This window comes from Rhodococcus ruber (assembly GCF_027270735.1).
Taxonomy (GTDB): Bacteria; Actinomycetota; Actinomycetes; order Mycobacteriales; family Mycobacteriaceae; genus Rhodococcoides; species Rhodococcoides rubrum_A.
Genome location: NZ_JAPWIJ010000005.1, coordinates 237,474 through 263,319, shown reverse-complemented (window position 1 = coordinate 263,319; position 25,846 = coordinate 237,474). Strand labels below are relative to the sequence as shown.

The following is a 25,846-nucleotide window of genomic DNA, read 5'->3' as shown; positions in this document are numbered from 1 at the left end:
GCTGCGCATACTGGAGTTATGGCATCGGTGGTCGCGGAAGTACTCGGTTCGGATTTTTCACGTCTGCATCCCAAGGTTCAGTGGCGCTTCGGATTGAAGTCCTCGGACCATCTCGCCCAGTTCGGGGTGGGCGTGATGGAGGAGATGACGCACTCTCGCCTGGTACCGCCGCCGTTGCTGTGGGCCGGCCGCAAGCGTGGACTCTTTCCCGCTGGTGTGGGCACGGACGTGCCGTTCACCATCGCCAACTACGCCTACGTCGACGAACTCGGCCGCGAGACACTGTCTTTCGTGCGTCGCTTCGCCTTCGCCGGCCGTCCGCAGGGGATGAATTCCGTGATGGTGTCCTCGGCGGAATCGGACGCGTATGCCCTGGACTATCTGGGGTTCTCCTCGGACATGGTGGTGCACACCAGGTGTGAAGTCGACGACGAGGGCGGGCTGATACTCGAGAGCGAAGTGCCACGATTCCTGCTCGGCCCGCTGGCACCGAAGTTGCCGAAGGTGGCGTCGGCGCTGACAATCGGTCGGGAGTGGTGGGACGCAGCCGAGGAGCGGCACCGCATCGAGATCAAGGTTCAGAGTCCGGTACTCGGCCAGCTGTTTCTGTATCGCGGGTGGTTCACCGCTGAGGAGCGGCCGTGTCGACCTGCCGACATCCCCGGTGACGCGCGTCCGCGATCGGTGGAGTCTCGCGAGTAGCGCGCGCTACTGTTACGCGTCGAACGATGCGCGTGTGAAGGAGTCAACAGTGGCCGTTGTCGAAGAAGAGGTGTCCGGCGGGGTCGGACATATCGTCCTGAATCGGCCGGAGGCTCTGAACTCGTTGAACGGGGCCATGATCGACGGCATCCGAGCCGCCCTCGATGCGTGGCGAGAGGACGACTCGGTCGCGTCTGTTCTGGTGACGAGTGGTTCACCGCGGGCGTTCTGCGCAGGCGGAGATATCAAGGCGATTCGACAGGCAGTCGTCGATGGCGACCACGACGCCGGTCCGCAGTACTTCGCCGCGGAATACGATCTCGACGAACTGATCGCGAATTACCCCAAGCCGTACATCGCCGTCATCGAGGCAGCGGCCTTCGGTGGAGGTCTGGGCATCTCGATTCACGGCAGCATCCGCGTCGTCACCGAGAATGCGGTACTGGCCATGCCGGAGACGGCGATCGGCTTCGTGCCGGATGTGGGGTCGAGCTATTTTCTCTCGCGACTGCCCGGCCGTGTCGGGCGTTACCTGGCGCTCACCGGTACGCGCATCACCGGACCGGACGCACTCGCACTCGGATTGGCCACGCATTTCTGCCCGAGCGATGCGGTGAACGATCTGAAGGCCGACATCCTCGCCGGCACCGATATTCACGAAGCGCTGGGGCGTCACACCACCTCACCGTCGACAGAGCTGTCGTTCGACGCGGAGGCGGTGGCAGCGGTGTTCGAGAAGGAGTCGCTCGTAGACATCATCGACGCGCTCGAGTGCGATACACCGTGGTCGCGGACGACCAAGACTCAGCTGGCGACGCTGTCTCCGACGTCCCTGATGGCCACCGACGCGCTGATTGCGCGCGGAGCAGACAGCACGTTGCGGGAATGCCTGGACCGCGAGTTGCGCATGGCGACCTGGATCATCACCGAGCCGGACTTCGCCGAGGGTGTACGAGCGGTACTGGTCGACAAGGACCGTACACCGCAGTGGAAGCCTCTGGTACTCGAAATGGTGCGACCAGAGGCTTTCCAGCAGCTGTTGTGACCGTCTGGGGTCAGCGGTAACCCTTGGCCGGGTTCTGCAGGTCGAGCACGATGGTCTGGCCGTTGGAACGCACGTGGATCTCGGGGTTCTGCAGGCCACCCGAGACGAGGTATTCGCCGAGAAGCTGCAGCAGCTCGTCGGGGCCGACGGAGGTATCGGGGGTACGGATGTCACCGGTGCGGCTGCCGAGCTCGTTCTGGGTCAGCCGGCCTGCGATGCGTACCGAGGCGACGCCCATGGCAGTACGACGGTCGGGTGCCTGGCCCCGGCCGAGCGTCGGCGTGGCGCCGGCGGCCGATCCGTGTGACGTGGAGCGGCCGTTGGTGGGTAGGCCGTGTTCTGAGATCTGATCGCTTGTAGTCACTTCAACCTCGTTCGATTCCGTGGCGGGCTTCTCTGGACGACGTCGATCCGCGCGGGGGGTCGATGAATCCGTGACGGACGACGTTGCTGGTGCAGGCGTTGTTGCGGACGCCTTCTCGGCGGGCGTGGCCGCAGCGGCCGATTTCTCGGTGGTTGCGGCCTCGACCGCCTTCTCGGCGGGCGCTGCCGCCGAAGAATCGGTGCGGGCACTTTTGGGTGAAGTGGAGTCGGACTTCGGCGGCGTCGCCAAACGATGCGCGGGAGCGCCACCGACCTTGATCCCGGCCAATGGGTAGTTCGATCCCTGTGTCATGTCGTCTTCCACTTCATCGTGTTCCCAGGTGACTCGGTGTCGAGATGTCACGATCGGATATCGATCAGGACGAGTCACTCGGCGTCGAGCACGCCAAAACGTACTCTAAGTTTGTTCGGACACGCTGAGAGTAGCATCACGATTGTTTAAGACGCCATTTTTTGACCGATGTATTTGTTCTGGATCCTGAACCACACGGCAAATCCCCAGGCAACGAACGCGGCGTACGCCACGTAAAGAGCTGCGGACGGGTAGAAACCGGCGACGATGAGCAGGGGTACCCCCACTACGTCCACTGCGATCCAGATCAGCCAGAACTCGGTGAGGCCGCGCGCCATTCCGAAGGTGGCCAGCATCGACCCGGTGAAGATCCACGCGTCGGCCCACTTGCCGAACGAACCGAGATAGCCGAACAGCTGCGCGAACACCACCGTGCCGACGACCGCGACCACGAGCATGGCCGTCCGTTCTCGCGCAGTACCCCACCGCGGAAGCACAGCGGCCCCCGATCGCTTGGAATCTCGCATCCAGCGCACCAGCCCGTAGACACTCACGGCGATGAACATCAGCTGGCGTCCGGCCTGGCCGTAGAGATCGAGCGCCTGCGGTGTGTGGAACACACCGCCCAGAAACACGGTGAACAGCAGTGCATTTCCGATGATGCCCACCGGCCACGCCCACACGACGCGGCGCATCCCACCTATGGCCGAGAGCAGCCCGAAGCCGTTGCCGACCACCTCGCGCCACAGCACGGGGTGGCCGAACACACTGAATTCGGCGTCGAGCAGATCGATCAGCACAAGGTGCTACTGATCGCCCGCGGCGACGAGCGGCTCGAGGGTCAGCTCGGGCATTTCCTTCTGGATGTACTGCAAACGCCACTTGTCGCTGACCAGCGCCAGCAATGCCCCGTCGGTGCGGGTGAAGATTTCGACGCCCCGTTGACGACCCAGTTCGACGGCCGATGCCGCGTCCGTACGTCGTGCGAGTGAGTACCCGAGGGGTTCCATTCGAGCATCGACACCGAACTCGGTCTTCATTCGTGCGGTGACCACCTCGAACTGCATCGGACCGACCGCGGCGAGCACCGGGGAGGCGTCGCCGCGAATGTCGTTGCGCAGCACCTGAACCACGCCCTCGGAGTCGAGCTGTTCCACGGCGCGGCGGAACTTCTTGTACTTGTCCGCACTGTCGACGCGCAGTGCCGAGAAGTGCTCGGGCGCGAACGACGGGATCGGCGGGAACTCGACCTTCTTGTCGGAGTACAGGGTGTGGCCGGGAGCCAGTGCGGTCGCATTGACGAGGCCGACGATGTCGCCGGGGTAGGCGTTCTCTACCGTCGTGCGATCACGGCCGAACACCGTCAAGGCGTATTTGGTGGTGAACGGCTTCTTGGTCTGGGCGTGCGTGACGACCATTCCGCGTTCGAAGACGCCGGACACCACACGCATGAAGGCGAGTCGGTCCCGATGGGCGGTGTCCATACCCGCCTGCACCTTGAACACCACAGCGCTGAACGGGTCGGTGACCTCGCGCACGCCGCCGGAGGCATCCTCGCGAGATCCCGGCGCGGGGGCCAAGGCCACCAGGGTGTCGAGAATCTGCCGAACACCGAAGTTGAGCATCGCCGAGCCGAAGATCACCGGCGACGTTTGGCCGGCCAGGAACATCTCCTGATCGTGCCGCTGACCGCTCGAGATCAGTAGATCGCTCTCCTCGACAGCGGTCTCCCAGTCGACGCCCTCGCGTTCGGCGGCTGCCTCGGCCGACATGAATTCCTCGGGAGCGATGGTCGCACCGCCCGCGGTGCGGGTGAAGCGGATGTAGCTGCCGTCCTGCACGTCGAGCAGCCCGCGGAAATCGCCCGCGATGCCGACGGGCCAGTACAGCGGCGTCGGAGTGAGGCCGATCCGCGACTCGATCTCGTCGAGCAGTTCCAGCGGCGACTGGCCCGGGCGGTCCCACTTGTTGATCACGGTGATCACCGGGATGCCGAACTGACGGCACACCTGGAACAGCTTGAGAGTCTGCGGTTCCAGGCCCTTGGCGGCGTCGATGAGCATCACGGCCGCGTCGACGGCGGTCAGCACGCGGTAGGTGTCCTCGGAGAAGTCGGCGTGGCCGGGAGTGTCGACGAGGTTGATGACGTTGGTGATCTCGGCATCGGGTGAAGTGTGGTAATTGAACTGCAGCGCAGTCGAACTCACCGAGATTCCGCGCGCCTTCTCCATCTCCATCCAGTCCGAGACGGTGGAGCGACGGCCGGCTTTACCGTGGATGGCTCCGGCCTCGGAGATGACGCGGGCATGCAGTGCGAGTGCCTCGGTGAGCGTCGATTTACCCGCGTCGGGGTGCGAGATCACCGCGAAGGTCCGACGTCGAGCGACCTCGGTCTCGAGCTCTCTCGAAGGGTTTCGAGAGGGCCCGGATTCGTCCAGCACTGCCGGTCCGGACCCTTCGAGCGCTGCGTCGACGTCGGGGGTACTGGACGGGGTACTCACGAAAACCTCATTCTCGTTGAAGGCGGCACCAACACGGTGACCGGGCAAAATCCTGCGTTCGAATTCTCAGGATACGCGGCCTGTTGTGCCTCGCGGGCGGGGCGGGACTGCCTACTGTGTTCGGTGGGGCGGGATACACCTCACGAGGAGACGCGCGTTGAGCAAGTTCACCGAGGAAATGTTCGAGACCGCGAGCACCAGCAAGCGAGGTCTGGTGACCGGCGAGCCCGATGAGGCGCTGCGACAGTCCTGGGGCGAAATACACGAGCAGGCGCGTCGTATGGCAGGCGCGCTGGCCGACGCGGGCGTCGTGCACGGTGACGCGATCGGCATCCTGGCCGGTCAGCCGGTGGATATTGCCCCTGCGTGCCAGGCGACGTGGATGCGCGGGGCATCGGTGACGATGCTGCATCAGCCGACTCCGAGGACCGACCTCGCTGTGTGGGGCGAGGACACCGAGACCGTCGTGCGGATGATCGAGGCGAAGGCCGTTGTTCTCGGGGCCCCGTTCGACATCGCCGCCCCGGTGCTCGAGGAGCGCGGCATCACCGTGCTGAAGATCGAGGACATGAAGACCGGTCGCGATATCGACCCGGTGCACACGGCGGAATCCGATATCGCGTTGCAGCAGCTCACGTCAGGTTCGACCGGCTCACCGAAAGCCGTTCGGATCACGCACGAGAACTTCTACGTCAATGCGTACGCGATGATCGACCGCATCGAGTTCGACGTCGAGTCCGACGTGATGGTCAGTTGGCTGCCGCTGTTTCACGACATGGGGATGGTGGGCTTCCTGTCGGTGCCGATGCAAGTCGGTGCCGAGGTCGTCAGCATCACTCCGCTGGACTTTCTGCGCTCACCGCTGTTGTGGGCCAAGCTCATTCACAAGTACCGCGGCACGGTCACGGCGGCCCCGAATTTCGCGTACTCACTGCTTGCGCGTCGGTTGCGCCAGGCCGAGGACGACTTGGATCTCGACCTGTCGACTCTGCGTTACGCCTGGAACGGGGCCGAGCCTGTCGATCCGGACACCATGACCGCCCTCGCCGAAGCCGGCGCCCGGTACAAGCTGAACCCGTTGGCGCTCGCTCCGGTGTACGGAATGGCGGAAACCACTCTGGCGGTGTCGATTCCGGATCCCGCTCGAGGTCAGGTGATCGACGTGGTCGACGCGGATCTGCTCGAGACTCTGGGTCGAGCCGTTCCGTCCACCCGTGGCAACACTCGATCTCTCGCCACGCTCGGCAAATTCGTGCCGGGCCTCGAGGGCCGCGTCGTCGACAAGGAGGGGCAGGTGCTGACCGCTAGAGGTGTCGGCATCATCGAAGTGCGGGGCAAGGCCGTCACCCCCGGGTACATCACCGTCGAGGGGCCGGTCTCGACGCAAGACGCCGACGGCTGGCTCGACACAGGCGACGTCGGGTACATCACCGAGGAAGAACTGGTGGTCGTCTGCGGACGCATCAAGGACGTCATCATCATGGGCGGTCGGAACATCTATCCCACCGACATCGAACGGGCAGCACAAACCGTCGCAGGTGTGCGGCCCGGCAATGCCGTCGCCATCCGGCTCGATGCAGGCGACAAGCGTGAAAGTTTCGCAGTAGCAGTGGAAACCAACGACATCGGCGATGCGGACGAGGTCAAGCGCATCGAACGTGAGGTGGTCCACGCCGTGCACTCGGAGGTCGGAGTGCGACCCCGCACCGTTGCTGTGCTCGGACCGGGCAGCATTCCCAAGACGTCGAGTGGCAAACTGCGACGGGCCAATTCGGCGTCGTTGCTCAACTGAGACGGCAGAAGACTTCACACCCTTTTTGCGGGGTGCGCGCGTGCATCAGGAAGCGAGAACGGGCGCGCACCTCACAACAGGGGTGTGAGGTTCAGCGTGGGTGCACCCTGTTCTGGGCTGCTTCGAGCCCGGCCGAGAGCAGGAGTTCGGCGGCGTCCGCGGCTTCTTCGACGACAACACCGAGATCCTTGCGTTCGGCGGCCGAGAACGGCTTGAGGACGAACGACGCAGGATCCATTCGTCCGGGCGGGCGTCCGACGCCGACGCGAACCCGCAGATAGTCCTTGGTGCTCAGATGCTGCGAGATGGAGCGCAGCCCGTTGTGGCCACCTTCGCCGCCGCCGAGTTTGAGCCTGAGAGCGCCGAAGTCGATGTCCAACTCGTCGTGCACCACCACGATGTTCGCCGCATCGATGGAGAAGAACCGAGCCAACGCGGCCACCGGCTGGCCCGAGAGATTCATGAACGTGCGCGGCTTGGCGATGACCACCGAGCGACTGCCGAGGCGGGCCTGCACTATGTCGGAATTGGACTTCTTGTGCGAGGAGAACGCCCCGCCGATGCGTCCGGCCAGGGCGTCGGCGACCATGAAACCGACATTGTGGCGGGTCTTTTCGTACTGCGGGCCGGGATTGCCGAGGCCTACGATCAGGGCCGGCGCTTCGGGTTCAACACTCACGGTCGTCATTCTCTCATCGGTGATTCGAAACGAACGGCGCGCCGGTCCCGTAGGGGAGCGACGCGCCGTTCGACGTGGTGGCTGAGAATCAGCTCTCGTCGGAGCTTTCCTCGTCCGTGGACTCTGCTTCTTCCTGAGTCTCGGCTTCGCCCTCTTCGGAGATGGGCTCGGTGCCTTCGCCGTCGGCCTCGAGGTCTTCCTCGGACGGAGCCTCGACGACGTTGACGAGGAGCGTCTCGCCATCGGACACGAGGGTGACGCCGGACGGGAGGTCCAGGTCGGCTGCGGTGATCTGGGTACCGATCTGAGCCTCTTCGACGGAGACGACGAAGTTCTCGGGGATCTCCAGTGCGTCGGCCTCGATCTCGACTGCGGTCGAGTCGGTGGTGACGAGGGTGCCCGGTGCGGCGTCGCCTTCGACGATGATGTTGACCTCGACGGTGACGCGCTCGCCCTTCTTCAGGACGAGGAGGTCGGCGTGCTCGATGCTGCGACGGATCGGGTGCACGACGATCGACTTGGTGAGCGCCAGCTGCGACTTGCCGGCGATGTCGAGGGTGAGCACAGCGTTGGTGCCGTCGTTACGCAGCACAGCTGCGAACGCGCGGGCGTCCAGTGCGAGGTGCTGGGGATCGGTGGCGTGTCCGTACAGAACGGCGGGAACGAGGCCGTCGCGACGTGCACGGCGAGCAGCGCCCTTGCCGAATTCGGTGCGGACCTGAGCGGTGAGATTGTTTACCTTCGATGCCATGGTGCTACATGCTCCTGATAACTGTGGTTCGTGCGGCGTACTTCGTCGGGCGGTCAAGCTCGTCGGGGCGGACACGATCGAGCGCGGCCAACGGGGCCGAGCCGCGTCGATAACGGTGGATCCTGAAATCGTGGATCTACCCTCGCCGAGACAACCTGGAAGACAATACACGATGCTGCGCAGTGGCTTGGTTATGTGCCCCCTGGGGCACTTACCCGCACCACTGCGAGCGCATCGAGCAACTCGGCGGCAACACCACGTGCCACGGATATCGCGTCATCGCGGCCGCCCGCGGTTCCCATCACCACCGCGCCCTCGTGCAGTACGGACAGTCGCGATCCCAGCTGTTCGGCGTCGGCGTACCCGGCGTCGGCGGCCAGTTGCGCGAACAGCGATCTGGTCCATTCCTTCTCGGACTTGATGATCTCGAGTACCGGGCTGTCGGTGCCGCCGAACTCGGCGAACGCATTGACGAATCCGCAGCCGCGATGGTTGTCGCGCATCCACAGATCGAGGGCGTCGTACACCCCCAGGATGCGCGCGTCGCCCGGGGCGAGGGACTCGACGTATCGGCTCACGTGCTCGCACCACAGGCCGTAACGGCGGGTGAGGTACCGCTGCACCAGGCCGTCCTTGGAGCCGAAGCGGTCGTACAGGGTCTTCTTGGTGGTGCCGGCTTCCTCGGCGATGAGGTCGACGCCGACAGCACGGATTCCGCGGGCGTAGAACAGCTCGCTGGCGACGCTGAGAATGCGTTCTCCGGCGGGTGTGAGTGGCTTGTCGAGCATGGGTGCCTTCCGAAAGCGCTGGTGAGAAGCAGGTTCACTGCAAGTATACAGACCTGTATGTTTACATCGCTGGTATGAAAGCAAACGTCGACGCCGTTGCAGGTACGGCCCTGGTGGTGCTGTGGAGTTCGGGCTTCATCGGAGCCGAACTCGGTACAGCGGAAGCCCCCGCGCACACGCTGCTGGCCTGGCGGTATCTCGCGGCCGTAGTGCTACTCATCGCGTGGTGCCGATATCGAAGGCTGACACCGACCTGGCACGCCATCAGAATCCACGCCGTCCTCGGCCTGTTCTGCCAGTTCCTCTACCTCGGGGCCACCATCACCGGCATCGGGATGGGCGTGCCGCCAGGTGTCGCCGCGCTGATCGCCGCCCTGCAGCCGCTGCTGGTCGCGTTGGCGTCGAGCAGGATCTTCGGCGAACGCGTCATGCCGAGGCAGAGCCTGGGACTCGTCGTCGGAATCGTCGGGGTATCGCTGGTCGTGGTGGGGGACATGGCCGGTGCGGATCTCGCCTGGCCCGTCTACCTGCTACCGGCCGCCGGGATGCTAGCTCTGTCGATAGGGACGATCGGTCAGCGAATCCTGGCACCGAAGGAGCCGATCGCGCTGTCGATGGCCATCCAATGTTCGGTCAGCGCAGCCGGTTTCATGACATGGAGCATGCTGGCCGGAGATGCCGCACCGCCGATGACCGTGGGTTTCGGGGTGGCCGTCGCCTGGACGGTGGCACTGTCGACTTTCGGCGCATACGGCGCGTATCTGTTCGTGGTGCGTCGCAACGGGCCCACCCGCGCCAGCGTGCTGCTCTACCTGACTCCGCCGACGACCATGGTGTGGGCATGGCTCATGTTCGGCGATGCGATCACCTGGTTGGGAGTCGGTGGACTCGTGGTCTCGGCAATCGGTGTGGCGGCCTATGTGAGCGGCGGTTCAACGGGTCGTTCCGCCGGCTCCACTCCTGCCGACCCTGCTACGAAGTTTCGTGCACCTGTGAGCGCAGCGAGCATCGTGTCCAGTTCGGCGAAAGTGACGAAGTAGTGCGGAGATGCGCGCACCACGGCGTCGAGCCCCCGGCCCGTCATGTCCAGTCGCGTCGAGCCGCGGTGGCTGACGGTCACCGTCACTTCCTCGGCGGCGAGTCGGTCGCGGACAGTCACTGAATCTTCACCGTCGACGGTGAAGGAGACGATGCCACTCTTGCGATCGCCCAGATCCTGCACCGTCACCCCGGGAATTCTCCGGAGTCCGGCGCGCAGGTACTCGGCACGTTCGGCGACTGCTTCTTCGACGTGGTCGACACCGAGCTCGAGTAGATAGTCGACGGCAGCGCCGAGTGCGAGCCTGGCCGCGACGTCGCATTCCCAGAACTCGAATCGCGTGGCGTCGTCGGCCATTTTGTAGGTGGAGGTGTCTTCCCATTGAGCGCTGTGCAAGTCCAAGGCCGGCGGATGCAGCGTCGACGCCAATCCTGGACGCAGGTAGAGAAATCCGGTTCCACGCGGGCCGCGAAGCCATTTGCGTCCGGTGGCAGAGAGTGCGTCGACACCGAGTTCGTCGACGTCGACGCGCATCTGTCCCATGGACTGGCAGGCGTCGAGCAGTACCAGGGCACCGTGTCGGTGGGCGAGATCGGCGACGGCGCGGGCGGGGTTGATCAGACCGCCGTTGGTGGGTGCGTGCACCACCGAGACCAGCTTCACGCGATCGTCGAGCATGGTGGCCAGCGCGTCGACGTCGATCCGTCCCGACTCGTCGCTCGGAATCACCTCCACGATCGCTCCGGTGACCTCGGCGCGGTGCAACGCGGAGATCGCGTTGCTGGCGTACTCGGCCTCGCACAGCAGGATTCGATCACCGGGGGAGAGCGGCACCGAGTAGAAGAAGTCGGTCCAGGCACGTGTCGCGGAATCGCTCAGTGCGATGCTCGATGCCGAAGCCCCGATCAACGTTCCGATCGATGTCTTCACCGCGGCGAGGTCGTTCGCGCGTTCGGTTGCTGCCCGGTAGCCACCGATTTCGGCTTCCCGGCGTAGGTGCGCGACGGCGGTGTCCACGACGACGGTCGGCGGCAACGAGGAGCCGGCGCTGTCGAGGAATACCCGGCCCGACGCACCGGGGGTGTCGCGGCGAATGCGGTCCTGATCGAGCATCGGTCGTCCTTCCAGTCACGAACTCTCGGCATCAGGGTTGCACAATCGGTAGCCTCGATACGACGCGGGATCACGGCGTTTTCGATCCCCGCAGCTGGGTACGTTCGGTAGCGAAGAACGTGGTGAGTGCGGAAAGAAGGAAAAAGTGTCGTCCAACGAAAAATCCCTCGAGCTGAGCACACGCCCAGCAGCCGAGGCATACGTGTCGAAAGTGTGTTTCAAGCTGGGTCCACCGGCCCTGATCGGTGCCGAACTCGAGTGGCTCACTGCACTCGACGACGGAACGCGTCCCAGCCTCTCTTCGCTTGCCACTGCACTCGGTGATCACTCCCCGCGCAGTATTGCCCCCGAGTCACCCGCCCTGACGTTGCCGGGCGGAAGTATCGTTACCGTCGAACCCGGCGGCCAAGTCGAATTGTCCAGTTCGCCTTATACATCCGTTTCCGATCTCGCATCGATGCTCGACGCCGATGCCGGGTTGTTGCGAGAGATGCTCGACGGCTCCGGCATCAGCATCCTCGCGGTTCCGGCCGATACCGCGCGCGCTCCCGAACGACTCCTCGCCCTGCCGAGATACTGCGCGATGGAGAACCGATTCACCACCATCGGTCCCTATGGCAAATTGATGATGTGCAACACGGCTGCGGCGCAGGTGAGTGTCGACGCCGGTCGTGATCGGGCCGAGGTTGCGGCGCGTTGGCGAATGCTCCATGTCATCGGCCCGGCTTTCGTGGCCGCATTCGCGCGATCCCCCGAACTCGAAGGAGCCCCCGAAGGAGTGTGGGCGTCCCAGCGAATGCGGACGTGGCTCGAACTCGATTCCAGTAGAACGGATTCCAGCAGAACCGCGGTTCCCGGTACCGGAGACCCGATTGCCGACTATGCACGGTGGGCTCTCGACGTTCCGCTGCTCTGCATACAGGGCGTCGACCAGAACTGGGAAGCGCCTGCGGGTACGACGTTCGCACAGTGGTTGGCCGATCCAGGTGCCGTCGGGCGCGCCCCCACATACGGGGATCTCGACTATCACCTGACCACCCTGTTCCCTCAGGTTCGAGCCTGCGGGCACCTCGAGATCCGTTACCTCGATGCCCAACCGGACGGGCAGTGGGTAATCCCTGCGGCGGCGTTCGAGGCGCTGTTGTCGACACCCGAGCTGGTGGCTCGCGCAACCGAGATCGGAGCAGGGACCGCCGGGCGTTGGCTCGACGCGGCTCGCATCGGGCTCGGTGACCGTGATCTCCGTTCGGCCGCAACCGAATTGCTGAACCTCGCGGCGGAATGCGGCGATGAGTACGCCGACTACCTGTCGGCAGCTGCTCGCCGATGCCGAGCCGGCGAGCCTCCCAGCGAATTCGATACGGCATCACCGGATTTTCAGAACCGAAAGGAATCGGTGTGAGCGCCGAACAACTCAGGAACAGGATAGAAACGGTCCTCGGTCGTAGCCGGGCTCGCAGCGCGGCACTCACCGATTGCGTGGACGAAACCGAACTGATGGCTCAGCATTCGCCGTTGATGAGCCCTCTGGTCTGGGATCTCGCGCACATCGGAAGTCAGGAAGAACTCTGGCTGGTTCGCGATGTCGGGGGTCGTGATCCCGTTCGTCCCGATATCGACGAGCTCTACGACGCATTCAAACACTCGCGTTCCTCGCGCACCTCGCTTCCCTTGCTCACTCCGGACGAGGCGCGCGCATACGTGCAGACCGTTCGAGACAAGGCCTGGGACGTGCTGGACCGCAGCACGTTCGAGGGCCGACCGGTCGAGAAGCACGGATTCGCGTTCGGCATGATCGCGCAGCACGAGCAGCAGCACGACGAGACCATGCTGGCGACGCATCAATTGCGCTCGGGGCCGGCTGTTCTCGCTGCTCCTGCGCCCCCGACGTCTGCGGTGCAGGTCTCGGGTGAGGCGATCATCTCCGGTGGGTCGTTCTCGATGGGCACCTCCCTCGACCCGTGGGCGCTGGACAACGAACGTCCGGCCCACACGGTGCATGTGCCGACGTTCGCCATGGACCGCGCCCCGATCACCAACGCGCAGTTCGTCGAGTTCATCGAGGACGGCGGCTACCGACGCCGCGATCTGTGGACCGAGAAGGGTTGGCAGCACCGCGTCGAGGCCGACCTCCGCGCTCCGCAGTTCTGGGAGCGCGATTCCGACGGCACCTGGTGGCGTCGTAGCTTCGGGGTGCGCCGTCCGCTGCGTCCGCACCAACCCGTCGTGCACGTGTGCTGGTTCGAGGCCGACGCGTACGCCCGCTGGGCGGGCAAGCGCCTACCGACGGAGGCGGAGTGGGAGAAGGCCGCGCGCTTCGATGCCAAGACCGGTACCAGCCGTGCCTACCCGTGGGGCGACGCCGAACCCACTGCGGCGCATACCAATCTCAATCAGCGGCACCTCGAACCGGCGGACGTGGGCGCGTATCCGGACGGCGCGTCCGCCGACGGTGTGCACCACCTCATCGGTGACGTCTGGGAATGGACGTCGTCGGACTTCGAGCCGTACCCCGGATTCGAGGCGTTCCCCTACGCCGAATACTCCGAGGTGTTTCTGCGAGGCGATTACAAGGTGTTGCGCGGCGGCTCGTTCGGCACCGACGAGGTTGCGTGTCGGGGCACATTTCGGAACTGGGATCACCCGATTCGCCGGCAGATCTTCAGCGGGTTCCGGTTGGCCCGCGACGTCGAGCCCAGCTGAATGTGCCGTCATCTTGGGTATCTCGGCCCCCGCATGTCCGTCGGGGGAGTGCTCACCGACGGTGATCACAGTCTGCGTGTGCAGTCGTATGCCCCCAACGACATGCGCGGTGGGGGCACCATCAATGCCGACGGGTTCGGTGTCGCGTGGTGGCAGGACGGTGCGGTGCGCAGCTACCGCAATCCCATGCCCATCTGGACCGACCCGGCGGTCGATGATGTTCTGCCGCAGCTCCATTCGACATCGGTGATCGCCGCCGTGCGATCGGCTACGGTGGGAATGCCGGTGGAGCGATCGGCCTGTGCACCGTTCACCGACGGCCGGTGGGCATTCAGTCACAACGGTGTGGTCCGCGGCTGGCCCCACTCGCTGACCGACCTGTGGTCCGAGGTGCCGGTCGTCGATGCACTCACGTTGCCTGCTCCGACCGACGCGGCGGCAGTCTGGATGGTGTTGCGGCAGTTGCTCGTGACCCTGAAACCGGCCGTGGCCCTGGCCACGCTGGTTCGGCGCATCGAAGAGCGCGCGCCGGGGTCGAGGCTCAACTTTCTCCTCGGCGATGGAGAGAACATGTACGCCACCGCAGTGCATCACGCGCTGTCGGTCCGTCGTTCCGATGACGCCGTCACCATCGCGTCCGAACCCACCGACGACAGTGCCGACTGGACGCACATCGACGACCGCAGTCTTGTCGTTGCCACGACATCGAAGTTCACCGTTTCCCGTCTCGACGAAGAGGAGCACACATGAGCACTGTCGAGGTACACCTCGCAGACACAGCACTGGTGGACGAATTGCGCAAGGACGTGCGAGACGGGTTGACGTCCTCGCCGAAGTGGCTCTCGCCCAAGTACTTCTACGATGCACTGGGAAGCGAGCTGTTCGAGCAGATCACCGTGCTGCCCGAGTACTATCCGACCCGCACCGAGCGGGCGCTCCTCGAAGAACATGCCCTCGACATCGCCGAGGCAACCGAATCGACGATGTTGATCGAGTTGGGTTCGGGCTCGTCGGAGAAGACGAAGATCCTGCTCGCCGCAGGGGTCAAGCACGGTTCGTTGACAACCTATGTGCCGCAGGATGTATCGGTCACCGCTCTCGAGGGAGCCATCGAGCAGATCGGACAGGAGTTCCCCGCTCTCGAGGTGCACGGCATCGTCAGCGATTTCACCGACACGCTGCACAATCTGCCGGACGGCCTTCGGCGGACGATTGCGTTCCTCGGTGGCACCCTGGGCAACCTCATCCCCGAGGAGCGCGAGGAATTCCTGAAGGCCATCGCCGACGCGCTCGATCCAGGAGAGCACCTGCTACTCGGTGTCGGGCTGGTCATCGACCCGAAGGTTCTCGTTCCGGCGTACGACGACGCGGCAGGGGTGACGGCGCAATTCAATCGAAATGTGCTGTCGGTCATCAATTCCCGCCTGGACGGCAACTTCGATACCGATGCGTTCGAGCACGTTGCGCTCTGGAACACAGAGCAGGAGTGGATCGAGATGCGGTTACGCGCAACGTCGCCACAGGAGGTCTATCTCGCCGATCTCGATCTGCACGTGCACTTCGACGCCGGTGAGGATCTGCGCACCGAAATCTCGGCGAAGTTTCGGCCGGAAGGTATCACCGAAGAACTCGCCGCAGCGGGATTCGACGTGGACCATCTGTGGACCGACACCGACTCCCGCTTCGCGCTCATTCTCGCGCGCAAGGGTGGCTAGCAGGTCCAGCAGAGCGGGCTCCACTGCACACTACGACCGCCGATCGACGGGATCCCGTCGATCGGCGTCGGTAGTGCGCAACCATGCCCGATGCATGCGTCCGGTCAGGGCAGCCGACGATCTTTTCCTGCGATCGACTTTCGGCGACGCCGCACCACGGTGATGATTTCGTCCACGACGCGATCGAGGTCCGCAAGCGCCGTTGCGGCCGAGTATCGCAGCACCAACCATCCGTCGAGTACCAACTCGTTCTGCCGTCGACGATCGTTGTTGAATGTTTCGGGATCCGTGTGGAACTCTCGGCCATCGATTTCGACGATGACTCGCGCCCGGTAGTCGACCAGGTCGCCGTAGAACTTACCGACGCGCGCGTTGATCTCCATCGTGAAGTGGCGAGCCGTCAACGCCCGCGCTACCACGCGCTCCGGCTCGGATCGTGTTCTGGGGCAGCACGTTCGAAGCTGCTTGCGGACGGCAGCCATCCCGTGCATTCCCTTGGCCGTGTCACACAATTCGGCGACCCGTTGCCACGGCAGATGATGGTCGATGGCGCTGTCGAAGAACTTTTCGAGATCGGGCGTCGACAACGAGGTCGCGACGTCGACGAATGTCTGCTCCAATGACACGACTCGCAGGCCTCGGTGCAGCTGGACCTCGACGAGGCGTCGGCGATGAATGCGAATCCAGGGCACCGACCTCGACTGAGTGTTCGGAGCCACAGTGACAGTGACCAGCCGCGGTTCGTAGTCGATCAGTCCCCACAACCAGGCCGCACTTTCGTGGCTCAGTGCGGCATCCGGTCTCCACAGAGTTGCGCCGGTGCACAGTCCGAAGTAGTCCGGTTTCTCCGTCGCGTAGATCTTCGGCAGCAGGCGTACGAGCTCTCCCGACCGCGATCGCCTCGAAATCGTGCTCGTACTGAGCCCTTGCGCCACCAGTTGCTGCACCGTGTAAACCCCCATTGCTACCGTTGCGGCTGCGAGGCCTCCGCAACAGTGGCAATCTCGCAATTGTGGATAACTCGATGACGTTATCCACAGGCCTCCGCCGTCGAAGTGGGTAGGAGTGCACACTACGACCGTCGATCGACGGGATCCCGTCGATCGGCGGCGATAGTGCGCACTACGGCCCGGCCCGAAACCTCGAGATCAGGCGTCCGCCAATGCGAGTACCGGCGAGATCTGATTGGCACGTCGCGCCGGGGTCAACGAGGCCCCGAGTGCGAGGAGTCCACCACACAACACTGTTCCGGCTATCACCGCCCACGGCAGGGTAGGCGCGGTGAGCCCGCGGGAATCCAGTGAGCCCAGCAGCGATTGTGCTGCGGCCCAGCCGTACACGATGCCGAGGATCAGACCGAAGCCCATCGACGCGACCACCATCTGAGTACTTTCCGAGACGATCATCGCTCGAACCTGCTTGCGGGTGAATCCGAGTGCACGCAGCAGACCGATCTCGCGGGTACGCTGCAGAATGCTCAGCAGCAGGTTGTTCACCATCCCGACCGCCGCGATGACGGCCGAGAAACCGATGAGTCCGGTCATGATTCCTACTGTCACGGTGAGCACTTGGCCGACCGTGGCCTCGTCGTATTCGTCGACGAGCATCGAACGGTAGCTGTACATCGCGACCGCGAACGTCGTCACCAACGTCACCCCGATCAACAGTCCCACCGCGGTTCGGGTACTGCGATCCGGATAGCGAACTGCGTTGGCCGAGGCCAATCTCGCCGCAGGTCCACGGCCGAACAGTTTTCCGACCAGCCTCAGCGTCGCGGGCAGAATTCGGTACGCCCCGACCATGATTCCGGTGAACGACGCGACGCCACCGAGGAACGCCACCAGAACACCGCTCGGATTGACCATCCCGATCATGACTCCGAGCCCCAGCAGAGCCACGCCGCCGGCGATGAGCACGATCGAGAGCGCGGTCCTGATCCGACGCGACCGCGGAGCCTCTATACCTGTGTCGACAGCACCTCCGGTTGCTTGAACGGGTGTGACGTCGAGGACCTTTCGTGACCCCACATATGACGCGACGGTCGTCGTCAGCACCACGATCACCACCGGCAGGACCACCAGTGGCTGAACGGTCGTGTACTGCATATCCGGCAGCTGACCGGCAGAGACCGCGACGGCCCGGGCCAGGTGACTCGCGCCGACGCCGAGAACCATACCGACTGCGCCACCGAACAATCCGACGACGAGGCCCTCGCGTGCAACCGATCGGCGCAGGTCACGCGAGCGGGCTCCTAACAGTCGAAGTAGTGCGATGGTGCGGGTGCGCCCCGCGACGATAGTGGCGAACGTGTTCGAGGTGACCACCGCCGCGACGTACAACGCCAAGCCGATGAACACCAACGCCACGCTGTACAGCGCGGTGACGGCAGCGCCGTCGGTGTCCCCGAAGATATCGACCAGAAACGCGGTCGCCTGAATCAGCACCACACCGAAGAACGACGCCAGCGACGTCACCAGAATGCTGGCACCGTGCTCTTTCGACGCCCGATCAGAAGTCAACCCATTCATGATGCGTGCTCCATTCCCAGCATGTAGCTCGAAATCTGTTCCGCGCTCGAACGCCCCAGTTCGTTGACAATGCGCCCGTCGGCGAGAAAGACGATGCGATCGGCGTAACTGGCTGCGATGGGATCGTGGGTGACCATGACGATCGACTGGCCGTACTCGCGCACCGCCGCGGCCAGTAGGCCGAGAACCTCGCGGCCTGTACGGGAATCGAGGTTGCCGGTGGGCTCGTCGGCGAAGATGAGGTGCGGTCGGGTACCCAGCGCGCGGGCGATCGCGACGCGCTGCTGCTGTCCGCCCGAGAGCTGATGTGGACGGTGGTTCACCCGATCCAGCAGTCCCAGGGTGTCGATGAGCTGCTCGATCCAGGCCGACTCCTGCTCACTGGGTGCGCGGCCGTCGAGCTCGAAAGGCAACAAGATGTTGCCCCGAACATCGAGAGTGGGAACAAGATTGAAGGACTGGAAGATGAAGCCGACCTGCTTGCGTCGCAACGTCGTCAGAGCGTCGTCGTCGGCCGAGGTGATGTCTGCACCGGCCAGCATCAGGTGACCCGAGCTGGCGTTGTCCAACCCGGCCATGACGTGCATGAGCGTCGATTTGCCGGAACCGGACGGTCCCATGATGGCGGTGAACTGGCCGCCGTGGATGTCGAGAGACACATTGTCGAGCGCGCTCACCGGATTGGACGAGTCGCCGAAATGCTTACTGACCTGAAATGCCCGTGCAACAGGGCCTGCTGTGATCGTCATGCCCACAACGCTATGAATTCACCGGATCGAAGTAATCAGGCGCGAGTCTTCGCCTCGTACATCTGCAGGATGACTTCGGCGTCAGTCCCAAGGTCAAGGCGAGTTCAGTCCGTGCTCGAATGCGTAGACCACCAGCTGCACCCGATCACGCAGGTGCAGTTTGGCGAAGATGCGGCTGATATGTGTTTTCACCGTCGCCTCGCTCAAGTACTCCAGCTCGGCGATCTCGGAGTTGCTCAACCCACGGGCTGTCAGCCGGAAGAGTTCCTTCTCCCGCGCAGTGAGGGTCTCGAACGCGGCCGGCACCGTCGGAACCGGAGGCGTCGGAGTGAAATGCGCCAGCAAACCGGTCGTCGCGGACGCGGCGATCACCGAGTTCCCGGCATGGACCGTGCGGATCGCAGCGAGCAGAAACTCCGGGTCGGCATCCTTGAGCACGAATCCGCTTGCGCCCGAACGAATGGCCCGAGCAGCGCTCTCGTCCAGGTCGAACGTCGTGAGTACCAGAATGCGCGGAGGAGTGTCGGAGGCCGCCAGAATCTGCTCGGTCGCGGCGATACCGTCGAGCACCGGCATCCGGATGTCCATGAGCATCACGTCGGGAGTTGCCGACGCTGCGAGTTCGACGGCTTCTCGTCCGTTGCCCGCCTCCCCGACGAACTCCAGATCGGTCTGCGAGGAGATGAGCATTCGGATGCCCGCTCGGAACAGCTGCTGGTCGTCGACCAGCGCAACTTTGATGCGATCGGAACTCACGTAGTGCCCTTCGTCGAGGGGGTGGTGGCAGGTAACCACGCCGTCACAGTCCATGACGAGGCGTCGCCGGTCGCAGTGCACGTGCCGCCGGAGAGGCTGGCGCGTTCCTTCATGCCGGCTACTCCGTGGCCGGATGATTCCGCGGCGGGCGGACCCGGGAACACCCTGTTTCGTACCGTCAGTTCGACGCCGGCAGAATCCGATTCGATGGCGACGGTCACCGGCGCGTTCGGATCGCCATGGCGCAGTGCATTGGTCAACGATTCCTGCGCGATGCGGTAGAGCGCCAGATGCGCGCCGGCACCCAATGACACTTCGCCGGTGCCGATCGAGGAGTCGATGTTCAGTCCGGTGGCGCGCATCTGGTCGACCAGACGCTCGAGGTCGCCCGGACCGGGGGTCGGTAGATCGCCTTGGCTGTGGCGGAGTTGCCCCAACAGCACCCGAACGTCGGACAGAGCCTCGCGCGCGGTGTCGGAGATGGTCGTCAGTGCAGTATCGACGGCCGCGGGGTCCAGTGCACGCACGTAGCGTGCGCCATCGGCCTGAGCGATCACCACGGCCAGGGAATGCGCGACGATGTCGTGCATGTCCCGAGCAATTCGGTTGCGCTCCTGTTCGATTGCCACTTCCTGCTCGGCTCGCGCCTGGTACACCTCGGCGAGCTCGCGGGCATGTGCCGATTCGATGGCTGTACGCCGGGCGTAGGCGAGTCGACCCAATGCCCAGGACAAGCCGAGCATGGCCCACAGGGCAGCGAGGAGTACGGCGAACTGAGCCAGGCCGGGCTCCTCGAACCCTTCGTCGACGGGCCCGCCGAACGGATTTCCGTTCACGAACACCAGGTACAGCGCTGCGATCACTCCGCCGACGACGGCCGAGACGAGCCCGAGCCGTCGAACCACGTTGTCGCCGTACGCAGCCGAGCAGTACAGAATCGCGAAGATCGCGGTATCCGCCGACAGGGGGAGCACTCCGCCGACCATCTGCACGACGGCCAGCACCCAGGCGAGCGCCAAGGACCATCGTGGTGATCGGCGCCGGATGGCCAGTGCAATGCCGAACCCGACCAGAACACCCACACCTGCGGTACCGGCGACTCCGTCGCGGGTGGACGCCAGCAGCAGCAGAACGAAGACGACCGCATAGGCGGCATCGAGCACCTGCCGTGAGATCGAACGCTTGCGCAGCACTCGATCAGACTACGTGGATCAGTTGGTGCGGCGACGAGCCTTCTCGAGCGCAGCCAGTGTTGTCAGCACGGTGGTCCGCTGACGTTCGAGATCCTTCATGCGGGCGCGCGCGGGGAGGCCCTGTACGCCGTCCAGCGCGCTGATCTGCTGGTCGACCGAGGTGAGTTGGCCGAGCAACTTCTCCACGCGGGACTGCAGTTCGATCGCATCGATTCCGGTGACACCGGCCTGCGACTTCTTCGTCGGTGCCTTCGCCGGAGCGGATGTCGATGTGGGCGAGGCCGGTGCATTCACCGCGGCAGCGGCCCTGGGGCGCAACGCCTTGCGCACGGCGGCCGGGTCGGGGAGCTTCTCGAGCCGAATGCGGTTGAGGACCTCACGCGCGTCGCGGGCGGTGACGCGGTACTCGCGCTCTTCGTCGTCCTCGGACGCCAGGGTGCCGCCCAAGGGTCGCAGACCGTACATGCCGATGAAGTGCTTGGCCTCGTCGATGACGGCTTCCTTCTCGCGGCACAGACCGCAGCGAGGCTCGTTCCGGAAGGTTTCGACGCTGTCGGTGCTGCCGCACCAGACGCACCCGCCCGGTGTCCATCGAGCAATTCTGACGGTAGTAGTTCCAGCCGGGCCGTTGAGAGAGTGCGCGTCGATCACGACGAGTCATCTTAGGTGACAACAAAACCCGCCCCACACACCCCCGGCTCGCGAGCTGCATATTCCGGTCACCGACGTGACGTAGTTCATGCAGTGCGGACGGAGAGTGGGTGGGGCGGGTTCCGGTCGAGCGAAACAGACCTATTGTTATGCGCTGCCGTTGAAAAGGCTGGTGACGGAACCGTTTTCGAAGACCTCGCGGATGGTGCGGGCCAGCAGGGGTGCGATCGACAGCTCGGTGAGCGTCTCGAAGCGCTTCTCGTCGCTGATCGGGAGGGTGTTGGTGACGACGACTTCCTTGGCACCGCAGTTGGCGAGGCGCTCGGCGGCCGGATTGGACAGGACACCGTGAGTGGCGGCGATGACGACGTCGCCCGCGCCGGCTTCCTTGAGCACCTTGACCGCACCCGCGATGGTGCCGCCGGTGTCGATCATGTCGTCGATGAGGATGCAGGTGCGGCCTTCGACCTCGCCGACGACGCGGTTGGACTTGACCTGGTTGGGCACCAGCGGATCGCGCGTCTTGTGGATGAAGGCCAGCGGTGCGCCGCCGAAGGAGTCCGCCCACTTCTCGGCGACGCGGACGCGGCCGGAGTCGGGGGAGACGACGGTGATGTGCTCGAGGCTGTACTTGCCACGGATGTGATCGGCGAGCTGGCTGTGCGCGTGCATGTGATCGACGGGGCCGTCGAAGAAGCCCTGGATCTGATCGGTGTGCAGGTCGACGGTGATGATGCGGTCGGCACCTGCGGTCTTGAGCAGATCTGCAACGAGGCGAGCGGAGATGGGCTCGCGGCCGCGGTGCTTCTTGTCCTGACGGGCGTACGGGTAGAACGGCAGGATCGCGGTGATGCGCTTAGCCGATCCACGCTTGAGGGCGTCGATCATGATGAGCTGTTCCATCAGCCAGGTGTTCAGCGGGAACGGGTGCGACTGCAGAACGAACGCGTCCGAGCCACGGACCGAATCCTCGAAGCGCACGAAGATCTCGCCGTTGGCGAAGTCCCGTGCCGTTTGCGGGGTGATCTCGACTCCGAGTTCCTTGGCGACCTGCTCGGCCAACTCCGGATGTGCTCGGCCAGAGAACAACATCAGGTTCTTCTGGTTGTCGATCCAATTAGGGGTGGTCACTGCTTTTCGCCGTCCTCTAGTTCGTACGCGTTTGCCGACTCGGCTGCCCGTGCACGTGCCGCAGCGTCCGCTGATGCCGTGCCGGGACGCTTTTTCTCGACCCAGCCGTCGATGTTGCGCTGGGAACCAGCGGAGACGGCGAGCGCCCCCGGTGGTACATCGTTGCGGAGCACTGTTCCGGCTCCGGTGTAGGCACCGTCCCCTACTCGGACGGGGGCCACGAACATGTTGTCCGAGCCTGTCTTGACGTGCGAACCGACTACTGTGCGGCTCTTGTTCACGCCGTCGTAGTTCACAAAGACACTGGAGGCCCCGATATTGGAGTGATCACCGATGGTTGCGTCGCCGACATACGTCAAATGGGGGACCTTGGAGTGATCGCCGATAGTCGAATTCTTCGTTTCCACGAACGTGCCGATCTTCGAGCCGGTGCCGATGCGGGATCCGGGACGGAGATAGGCGAACGGCCCGACCGTCGCGTCGGGGCCGATCACGGTCTGCTCGGCGTGGGTGCGGACGACCGACGCACGTTCGCCGATCTCGACGTCGCGCAGTGTGGAATCGGGCCCGACGATCGCGTCGTCGGCGATGTGAGTCTTGCCGTGGAGCTGGACGCCGGGCTCGAGACGTACGTCTGCGCCGAGGGTGACATCGATGTCGATCCACGTGGTCGACGGGTCCACGACGGTGACGCCTGCCCGCATGTGCCGCTCGATGATGTGGCGATTGAGTACCGACGTGACATGCGAAAGCTGGACACGGTCGTTGACGCCCACCACCAGGTCGGGATCGGCGAGCTGGGTGCCGTAGACGGCCTTGCCGTCGGCCTTGCTGATCTTGACGACGTCGGTCAGATAAAGCTCGTGCTGGGCGTTGGCGGTGCTGAGTTTGCCCAGTGCGGTGCGCAGGGCCACCGCGTCGAATGCGTAGACACCGGAGTTGACCTCGCCGATCAGTACCTGAGCGGGGGTGGCATCGGCGTGTTCGACGATCTCGGCCACTTCTCCGTCATCGGTGCGGACGATGCGGCCGTAGCCGTTGGCGTCGTCGGGGACGAAGGTCAGCACCGTCGCAGCCGCCGGGCGCGGGGCGCTCAGGTGCTCGTCGAGCAAGGCCTTGAGTGTGTGGCCGTCGAGCAGCGGGACGTCGGCTGCGGTGACGAGGATGGTGCCCTCGAAGTCGTCCGGCAGCGCTGCCAGGCCGCACTGCACGGCGTGGCCGGTTCCCAACTGCCGATCCTGAACGGCGGTATGGATGGTGCGGCCCAGGGTGGCTGCGAGATCGTGTACGGCGGAAGACACTCGTTCACGATCGTGTCCGACGACGGTCACCAGGTGGTCGGGTCCGAGGTCGGCGGCCGCGTGGAGGGCGTGTGCGAGCATCGTGCGTCCGGCGAGAGGATGCAGAACTTTCGGGGTCTTCGAGCGCATTCGGGTACCTGCACCCGCAGCGAGAACGACCACGGCGGTCTGCACAGGCATTGAGCTCCTCAGGCGGTAACGCGAAAGACGGACAAGCGTGAATGATGTTGCTCGCTCCGCCGCCAGGACTCGAACCTGAACTATCTGAACCAAAATCAGAGGTGCTGCCATTACACCACGGCGGATAATCGACCAACGGTGGCGACAGTGGCCGACGAATCGAACGACGCCTTCGTTAGCCGCTGCGCTCCCACTGAGCGCACCGATCCTCGCATGAGAGGTGGTGGTGAGTCGAACCGCGACGCGTAACAGACCGCCTGCCTCGTTCCGGCTGGGCCCTCACGACGGATAAATCGGATGGATCGGGCATCGGTAGGCTGTGGGGGGCGTCGATCCGACGTCTGACGATGCACAGGGTCGGTAACGGAAGCGGTTTTCGATGACAGGCGCAGCCTCCGAACAGGAACGCACACCTCGGGTGCGCATGACCGGGACGCAACGACGTGAACAGTTGATCGAGGTGGGACGGACGCTGTTCGCCGAACGTGGCTACGAGGCCGCGTCGGTGGAGGAGATCGCCGGACGCGCCAACGTGTCCAAGCCGGTCGTCTACGAACACTTCGGCGGAAAAGAAGGTCTGTACGCCGTCATCGTCGACCGTGAGATGTCCACGTTGCTGGGGATGATCACCAAATCTCTCGATCTCAATCGGTCGCGAATTCGCGTGGAACGTGTCGCCCTTGCGCTGCTCACCTACATCGAGGATCGGACCGACGGTTTCCGCATTCTCGTTCGTGATTCCCCGGCCTCTGCCGAGGACGGCAAGTACTCGTCCCTGCTCAACGAAGCCATCGGACGCGTCGGACACATGCTGGCCGGAGACTTCTCGCGCCGCGGCCTCGATCCCGAGTTCGCCCCGATGTACGCCCAGGCCCTGGTCGGAATGGTGTCGATGACGGCGCAGTGGTGGCTGGACGTGCGTACCCCGTCCAAGGAAGTGGTGGCGGCACACGTGGTCAACCTGTGCTGGAACGGGTTGACAAACCTGGAAGCGGACCCTCGACTGACCGAGGAATGAGTACCCGGTTTCGACTCTTCGTGGCGAAAGAGGGGGTATCGTCCCCTTTGTCGTCCGTGAGAGCTCCGTCACTCTCGGCGTGGTACTCAATCGGACCGATGCATGTTGGCATGAGACGTAAAGCCACTCAGTGGTACCGTTCGGGCGTAATTTGCGCAGTGGCAGTACAGAATTGCGAAGGCGGATCCCATGGTCAGGCAGGCCCGCGCTGAAATAACCCGCGACACCGTGCTCGCGGGCGCAGCGAACGTTTTCCTGCGCCTCGGGTACGCGAACGCGAGCCTCAGCGAAATCATTTCTCAGTCGCAGGTCACCAAAGGCGCGCTGTACTTCCATTTCGGTTCGAAGGAAGAATTGGCGCGTGCGGTCATCGACGAGGGCAACGCTCGTCTGACCACGGCCTGCTCACAGTTCAACGACGGCCGAATTCCCGCACTCGAGGCGGCTATCGGCATCTCCTACATCGTCGTCGACCTCTCGGTCAGCGATCCCATGGTCTCGGCAATGCTCCGATTGAGCCATCAGATCGGTGACTATCGGGGCACCGAGGGCAACGTGATGGCCGGGTGGAGTGAGTCGTTCGACAGGCTCGCCGCCAAGGCAATCGCGCAGGGCGACATCGATCCCAACTCCGATTCACGCACCATCGGTTCGCTCGTACTCGAGATTCTCACCGGCGTGCACATGGTGGCGGTCGCCACCTCCACCACCGAGGAATTGCCCTCGCGTATGGAGCGCCTCTGGTACTACCTGCTTCCGGCGTTGGTGCCTGCCAACAAACTGGACTACTTCCGTGAATTCGCTGCCCGTCGAGTCATCCGCTTCGGCCCGTAAT

General features: G+C 64.2%; 25 protein-coding genes, 1 tRNA gene and 1 pseudogene. 11 read left to right on the top strand and 16 right to left on the bottom strand.

Going from position 1 to position 25,846, the window contains the following annotated elements; translation table 11 throughout:
- Positions 1 to 18: 18 nt before the first annotated feature.
- Positions 19 to 702: a DUF4166 domain-containing protein gene (locus tag O4220_RS13630; protein WP_269604990.1), complete on the top strand. Its 684-nt coding sequence runs from the start codon at positions 19 to 21 to the stop codon at positions 700 to 702.
- Between the two features lie 49 nt (positions 703 to 751).
- Positions 752 to 1,747 (top strand): enoyl-CoA hydratase/isomerase family protein, encoded by a 996-nt coding sequence (locus O4220_RS13625; protein WP_269604988.1) that lies wholly within the window; start codon positions 752 to 754, stop codon positions 1,745 to 1,747.
- Between the two features lie 10 nt (positions 1,748 to 1,757).
- On the opposite strand, the gene O4220_RS13620 is transcribed toward O4220_RS13625, so the two are convergent.
- Entirely contained in the window at positions 1,758 to 2,111 is a 354-nt protein-coding gene (locus tag O4220_RS13620) for a hypothetical protein (protein WP_269604986.1), read from the bottom strand.
- 70 nt (positions 2,112 to 2,181) lie between these two features.
- Between O4220_RS13620 and O4220_RS13615 the strand changes: the two genes are divergently transcribed.
- On the top strand, positions 2,182 to 2,406 hold the full coding sequence (locus O4220_RS13615; protein WP_269604985.1) for a hypothetical protein: 225 nt from the start codon (positions 2,182 to 2,184) through the stop codon (positions 2,404 to 2,406).
- Positions 2,407 to 2,569: 163 nt separating this feature from the next.
- Here the strand turns inward: O4220_RS13615 and pnuC are convergent, their stop codons facing one another.
- Together pnuC and O4220_RS13605 are read right to left on the bottom strand one after the other, a co-directional pair.
- Positions 2,570 to 3,223, bottom strand: a complete 654-nt coding sequence (pnuC, locus tag O4220_RS13610; RefSeq protein WP_269604984.1) for a nicotinamide riboside transporter PnuC — start codon at positions 3,221 to 3,223, stop codon at positions 2,570 to 2,572.
- Between the two features lie 6 nt (positions 3,224 to 3,229).
- Complete coding sequence (locus O4220_RS13605) at positions 3,230 to 4,864, bottom strand: peptide chain release factor 3 (RefSeq protein WP_269605410.1); 1,635 nt, start codon at positions 4,862 to 4,864, stop codon at positions 3,230 to 3,232.
- Positions 4,865 to 5,081: 217 nt separating this feature from the next.
- Here O4220_RS13605 and O4220_RS13600 point away from each other — a divergent pair, with 217 nt between their 5' ends.
- Entirely contained in the window at positions 5,082 to 6,716 is a 1,635-nt protein-coding gene (locus O4220_RS13600) for a fatty acyl-AMP ligase (RefSeq protein WP_269604982.1), read from the top strand.
- 91 nt (positions 6,717 to 6,807) lie between these two features.
- On the opposite strand, the gene pth is transcribed toward O4220_RS13600, so the two are convergent.
- The 3 genes from pth to O4220_RS13585 form a co-directional block, all read right to left on the bottom strand.
- Complete coding sequence (gene pth / locus O4220_RS13595) at positions 6,808 to 7,404, bottom strand: aminoacyl-tRNA hydrolase (RefSeq protein WP_420030386.1); 597 nt, start codon at positions 7,402 to 7,404, stop codon at positions 6,808 to 6,810.
- A gap of 79 nt (positions 7,405 to 7,483) precedes the next feature.
- Positions 7,484 to 8,146 carry a 50S ribosomal protein L25/general stress protein Ctc gene (locus O4220_RS13590; protein WP_032404287.1) on the bottom strand — a complete coding sequence of 221 codons (663 nt, stop codon included), beginning with the start codon at positions 8,144 to 8,146 and terminating at the stop codon, positions 7,484 to 7,486.
- 191 nt (positions 8,147 to 8,337) lie between these two features.
- Positions 8,338 to 8,934: a TetR/AcrR family transcriptional regulator gene (locus O4220_RS13585; RefSeq protein ID WP_269604979.1), complete on the bottom strand. Its 597-nt coding sequence runs from the start codon at positions 8,932 to 8,934 to the stop codon at positions 8,338 to 8,340.
- Between the two features lie 74 nt (positions 8,935 to 9,008).
- Between O4220_RS13585 and O4220_RS13580 the strand changes: the two are divergent.
- Positions 9,009 to 9,839: pseudogene (locus O4220_RS13580) on the top strand (DMT family transporter); the annotation flags it as partial.
- An 11-nt stretch (positions 9,840 to 9,850) separates the two neighbouring features.
- On the opposite strand, the gene O4220_RS13575 reads toward O4220_RS13580, so the two are convergent.
- A complete protein-coding gene (locus O4220_RS13575) occupies positions 9,851 to 11,086 on the bottom strand; it encodes an aminotransferase class V-fold PLP-dependent enzyme (RefSeq protein WP_269604978.1) in 1,236 nt (411 codons plus the stop codon).
- A 145-nt stretch (positions 11,087 to 11,231) separates the two neighbouring features.
- Between O4220_RS13575 and egtA the strand changes: the two genes are divergently transcribed.
- The 4 genes from egtA to egtD are packed head-to-tail and all read left to right on the top strand — an operon-like array spanning position 11,232 to position 15,504.
- Positions 11,232 to 12,488 (top strand): ergothioneine biosynthesis glutamate--cysteine ligase EgtA, encoded by a 1,257-nt coding sequence (egtA, locus tag O4220_RS13570; RefSeq protein WP_269604977.1) that lies wholly within the window; start codon positions 11,232 to 11,234, stop codon positions 12,486 to 12,488.
- Positions 12,485 to 13,789, top strand: a complete 1,305-nt coding sequence (gene egtB, locus O4220_RS13565) for an ergothioneine biosynthesis protein EgtB (protein ID WP_269604976.1) — start codon at positions 12,485 to 12,487, stop codon at positions 13,787 to 13,789. Before egtA ends, egtB begins: the two co-directional genes overlap by 4 nt.
- Positions 13,790 to 14,539: an ergothioneine biosynthesis protein EgtC gene (gene egtC / locus O4220_RS13560; protein ID WP_269604975.1), complete on the top strand. Its 750-nt coding sequence runs from the start codon at positions 13,790 to 13,792 to the stop codon at positions 14,537 to 14,539. It begins immediately after the preceding gene.
- A complete protein-coding gene (gene egtD, locus O4220_RS13555; protein ID WP_269604974.1) occupies positions 14,536 to 15,504 on the top strand; it encodes an L-histidine N(alpha)-methyltransferase in 969 nt (322 codons plus the stop codon). Before egtC ends, egtD begins: the two co-directional genes overlap by 4 nt.
- Positions 15,505 to 15,608: 104 nt before the next feature.
- Here egtD and O4220_RS13550 read toward each other — a convergent pair whose 3' ends face one another.
- From O4220_RS13550 to O4220_RS13510, 9 genes are all read right to left on the bottom strand, one after another.
- Entirely contained in the window at positions 15,609 to 16,466 is an 858-nt protein-coding gene (locus O4220_RS13550) for a DUF559 domain-containing protein (protein ID WP_269604973.1), read from the bottom strand.
- A gap of 186 nt (positions 16,467 to 16,652) precedes the next feature.
- The gene (locus O4220_RS13545; RefSeq protein WP_269604972.1) at positions 16,653 to 18,032 is read right to left on the bottom strand and encodes an ABC transporter permease; all 1,380 of its coding nucleotides are present in this window, start codon (positions 18,030 to 18,032) and stop codon (positions 16,653 to 16,655) included.
- A complete protein-coding gene (locus O4220_RS13540) occupies positions 18,029 to 18,781 on the bottom strand; it encodes an ABC transporter ATP-binding protein (RefSeq protein ID WP_269604971.1) in 753 nt (250 codons plus the stop codon). The genes O4220_RS13545 and O4220_RS13540 overlap by 4 nt, the downstream gene beginning before the upstream one ends.
- Before the next feature lie 93 nt (positions 18,782 to 18,874).
- Positions 18,875 to 19,537 carry a response regulator gene (locus O4220_RS13535; RefSeq protein ID WP_269604969.1) on the bottom strand — a complete coding sequence of 221 codons (663 nt, stop codon included), beginning with the start codon at positions 19,535 to 19,537 and terminating at the stop codon, positions 18,875 to 18,877.
- Positions 19,534 to 20,730: a sensor histidine kinase gene (locus O4220_RS13530; RefSeq protein ID WP_269604966.1), complete on the bottom strand. Its 1,197-nt coding sequence runs from the start codon at positions 20,728 to 20,730 to the stop codon at positions 19,534 to 19,536. The genes O4220_RS13535 and O4220_RS13530 overlap by 4 nt, the downstream gene beginning before the upstream one ends.
- Positions 20,731 to 20,748: 18 nt before the next feature.
- Entirely contained in the window at positions 20,749 to 21,381 is a 633-nt protein-coding gene (locus O4220_RS13525; protein WP_269604964.1) for a hypothetical protein, read from the bottom strand.
- A gap of 147 nt (positions 21,382 to 21,528) precedes the next feature.
- Positions 21,529 to 22,512: a ribose-phosphate diphosphokinase gene (locus tag O4220_RS13520; protein ID WP_269604962.1), complete on the bottom strand. Its 984-nt coding sequence runs from the start codon at positions 22,510 to 22,512 to the stop codon at positions 21,529 to 21,531.
- Positions 22,509 to 23,993: a bifunctional UDP-N-acetylglucosamine diphosphorylase/glucosamine-1-phosphate N-acetyltransferase GlmU gene (gene glmU / locus O4220_RS13515; RefSeq protein ID WP_269604959.1), complete on the bottom strand. Its 1,485-nt coding sequence runs from the start codon at positions 23,991 to 23,993 to the stop codon at positions 22,509 to 22,511. The genes O4220_RS13520 and glmU overlap by 4 nt, the downstream gene beginning before the upstream one ends.
- A 54-nt stretch (positions 23,994 to 24,047) precedes the next feature.
- Positions 24,048 to 24,118 (bottom strand) — tRNA-Gln (locus O4220_RS13510).
- Positions 24,119 to 24,372: 254 nt separating this feature from the next.
- On the opposite strand from O4220_RS13510, the gene O4220_RS13505 reads away from it, so the two are divergent.
- Together O4220_RS13505 and O4220_RS13500 are read left to right on the top strand one after the other, a co-directional pair.
- Entirely contained in the window at positions 24,373 to 25,011 is a 639-nt protein-coding gene (locus O4220_RS13505) for a TetR/AcrR family transcriptional regulator (RefSeq protein ID WP_269604957.1), read from the top strand.
- A gap of 189 nt (positions 25,012 to 25,200) precedes the next feature.
- Positions 25,201 to 25,845 (top strand): ScbR family autoregulator-binding transcription factor, encoded by a 645-nt coding sequence (locus O4220_RS13500; RefSeq protein WP_032395696.1) that lies wholly within the window; start codon positions 25,201 to 25,203, stop codon positions 25,843 to 25,845.
- Position 25,846: the final 1 nt, after the last annotated feature.

Excerpts from the sequence above, each read along its gene's own strand:
- glmU (WP_269604959.1), bottom strand. The coding sequence starts at position 23,993 with ATGCCTGTGCAGACCGCCGTGGTCGTTCTCGCTGCGGGTGCAGGTACC.
- O4220_RS13540 (WP_269604971.1), bottom strand. The coding sequence starts at position 18,781 with ATGACGATCACAGCAGGCCCTGTTGCACGGGCATTTCAGGTCAGTAAG.
- O4220_RS13545 (WP_269604972.1), bottom strand. The coding sequence starts at position 18,032 with ATGAATGGGTTGACTTCTGATCGGGCGTCGAAAGAGCACGGTGCCAGC.
- O4220_RS13575 (WP_269604978.1), bottom strand. The coding sequence starts at position 11,086 with ATGCTCGATCAGGACCGCATTCGCCGCGACACCCCCGGTGCGTCGGGC.
- O4220_RS13630 (WP_269604990.1), top strand. The coding sequence starts at position 19 with ATGGCATCGGTGGTCGCGGAAGTACTCGGTTCGGATTTTTCACGTCTG.
- egtC (WP_269604975.1), top strand. The coding sequence starts at position 13,790 with ATGTGCCGTCATCTTGGGTATCTCGGCCCCCGCATGTCCGTCGGGGGA.
- egtD (WP_269604974.1), top strand. The coding sequence starts at position 14,536 with ATGAGCACTGTCGAGGTACACCTCGCAGACACAGCACTGGTGGACGAA.
- O4220_RS13505 (WP_269604957.1), top strand. The coding sequence starts at position 24,373 with ATGACAGGCGCAGCCTCCGAACAGGAACGCACACCTCGGGTGCGCATG.
- pth (WP_420030386.1), bottom strand. The coding sequence starts at position 7,404 with ATGACGACCGTGAGTGTTGAACCCGAAGCGCCGGCCCTGATCGTAGGC.
- O4220_RS13550 (WP_269604973.1), bottom strand. The coding sequence starts at position 16,466 with ATGGGGGTTTACACGGTGCAGCAACTGGTGGCGCAAGGGCTCAGTACG.
- O4220_RS13590 (WP_032404287.1), bottom strand. The coding sequence starts at position 8,146 with ATGGCATCGAAGGTAAACAATCTCACCGCTCAGGTCCGCACCGAATTC.
- O4220_RS13585 (WP_269604979.1), bottom strand. The coding sequence starts at position 8,934 with ATGCTCGACAAGCCACTCACACCCGCCGGAGAACGCATTCTCAGCGTC.
- O4220_RS13500 (WP_032395696.1), top strand. The coding sequence starts at position 25,201 with ATGGTCAGGCAGGCCCGCGCTGAAATAACCCGCGACACCGTGCTCGCG.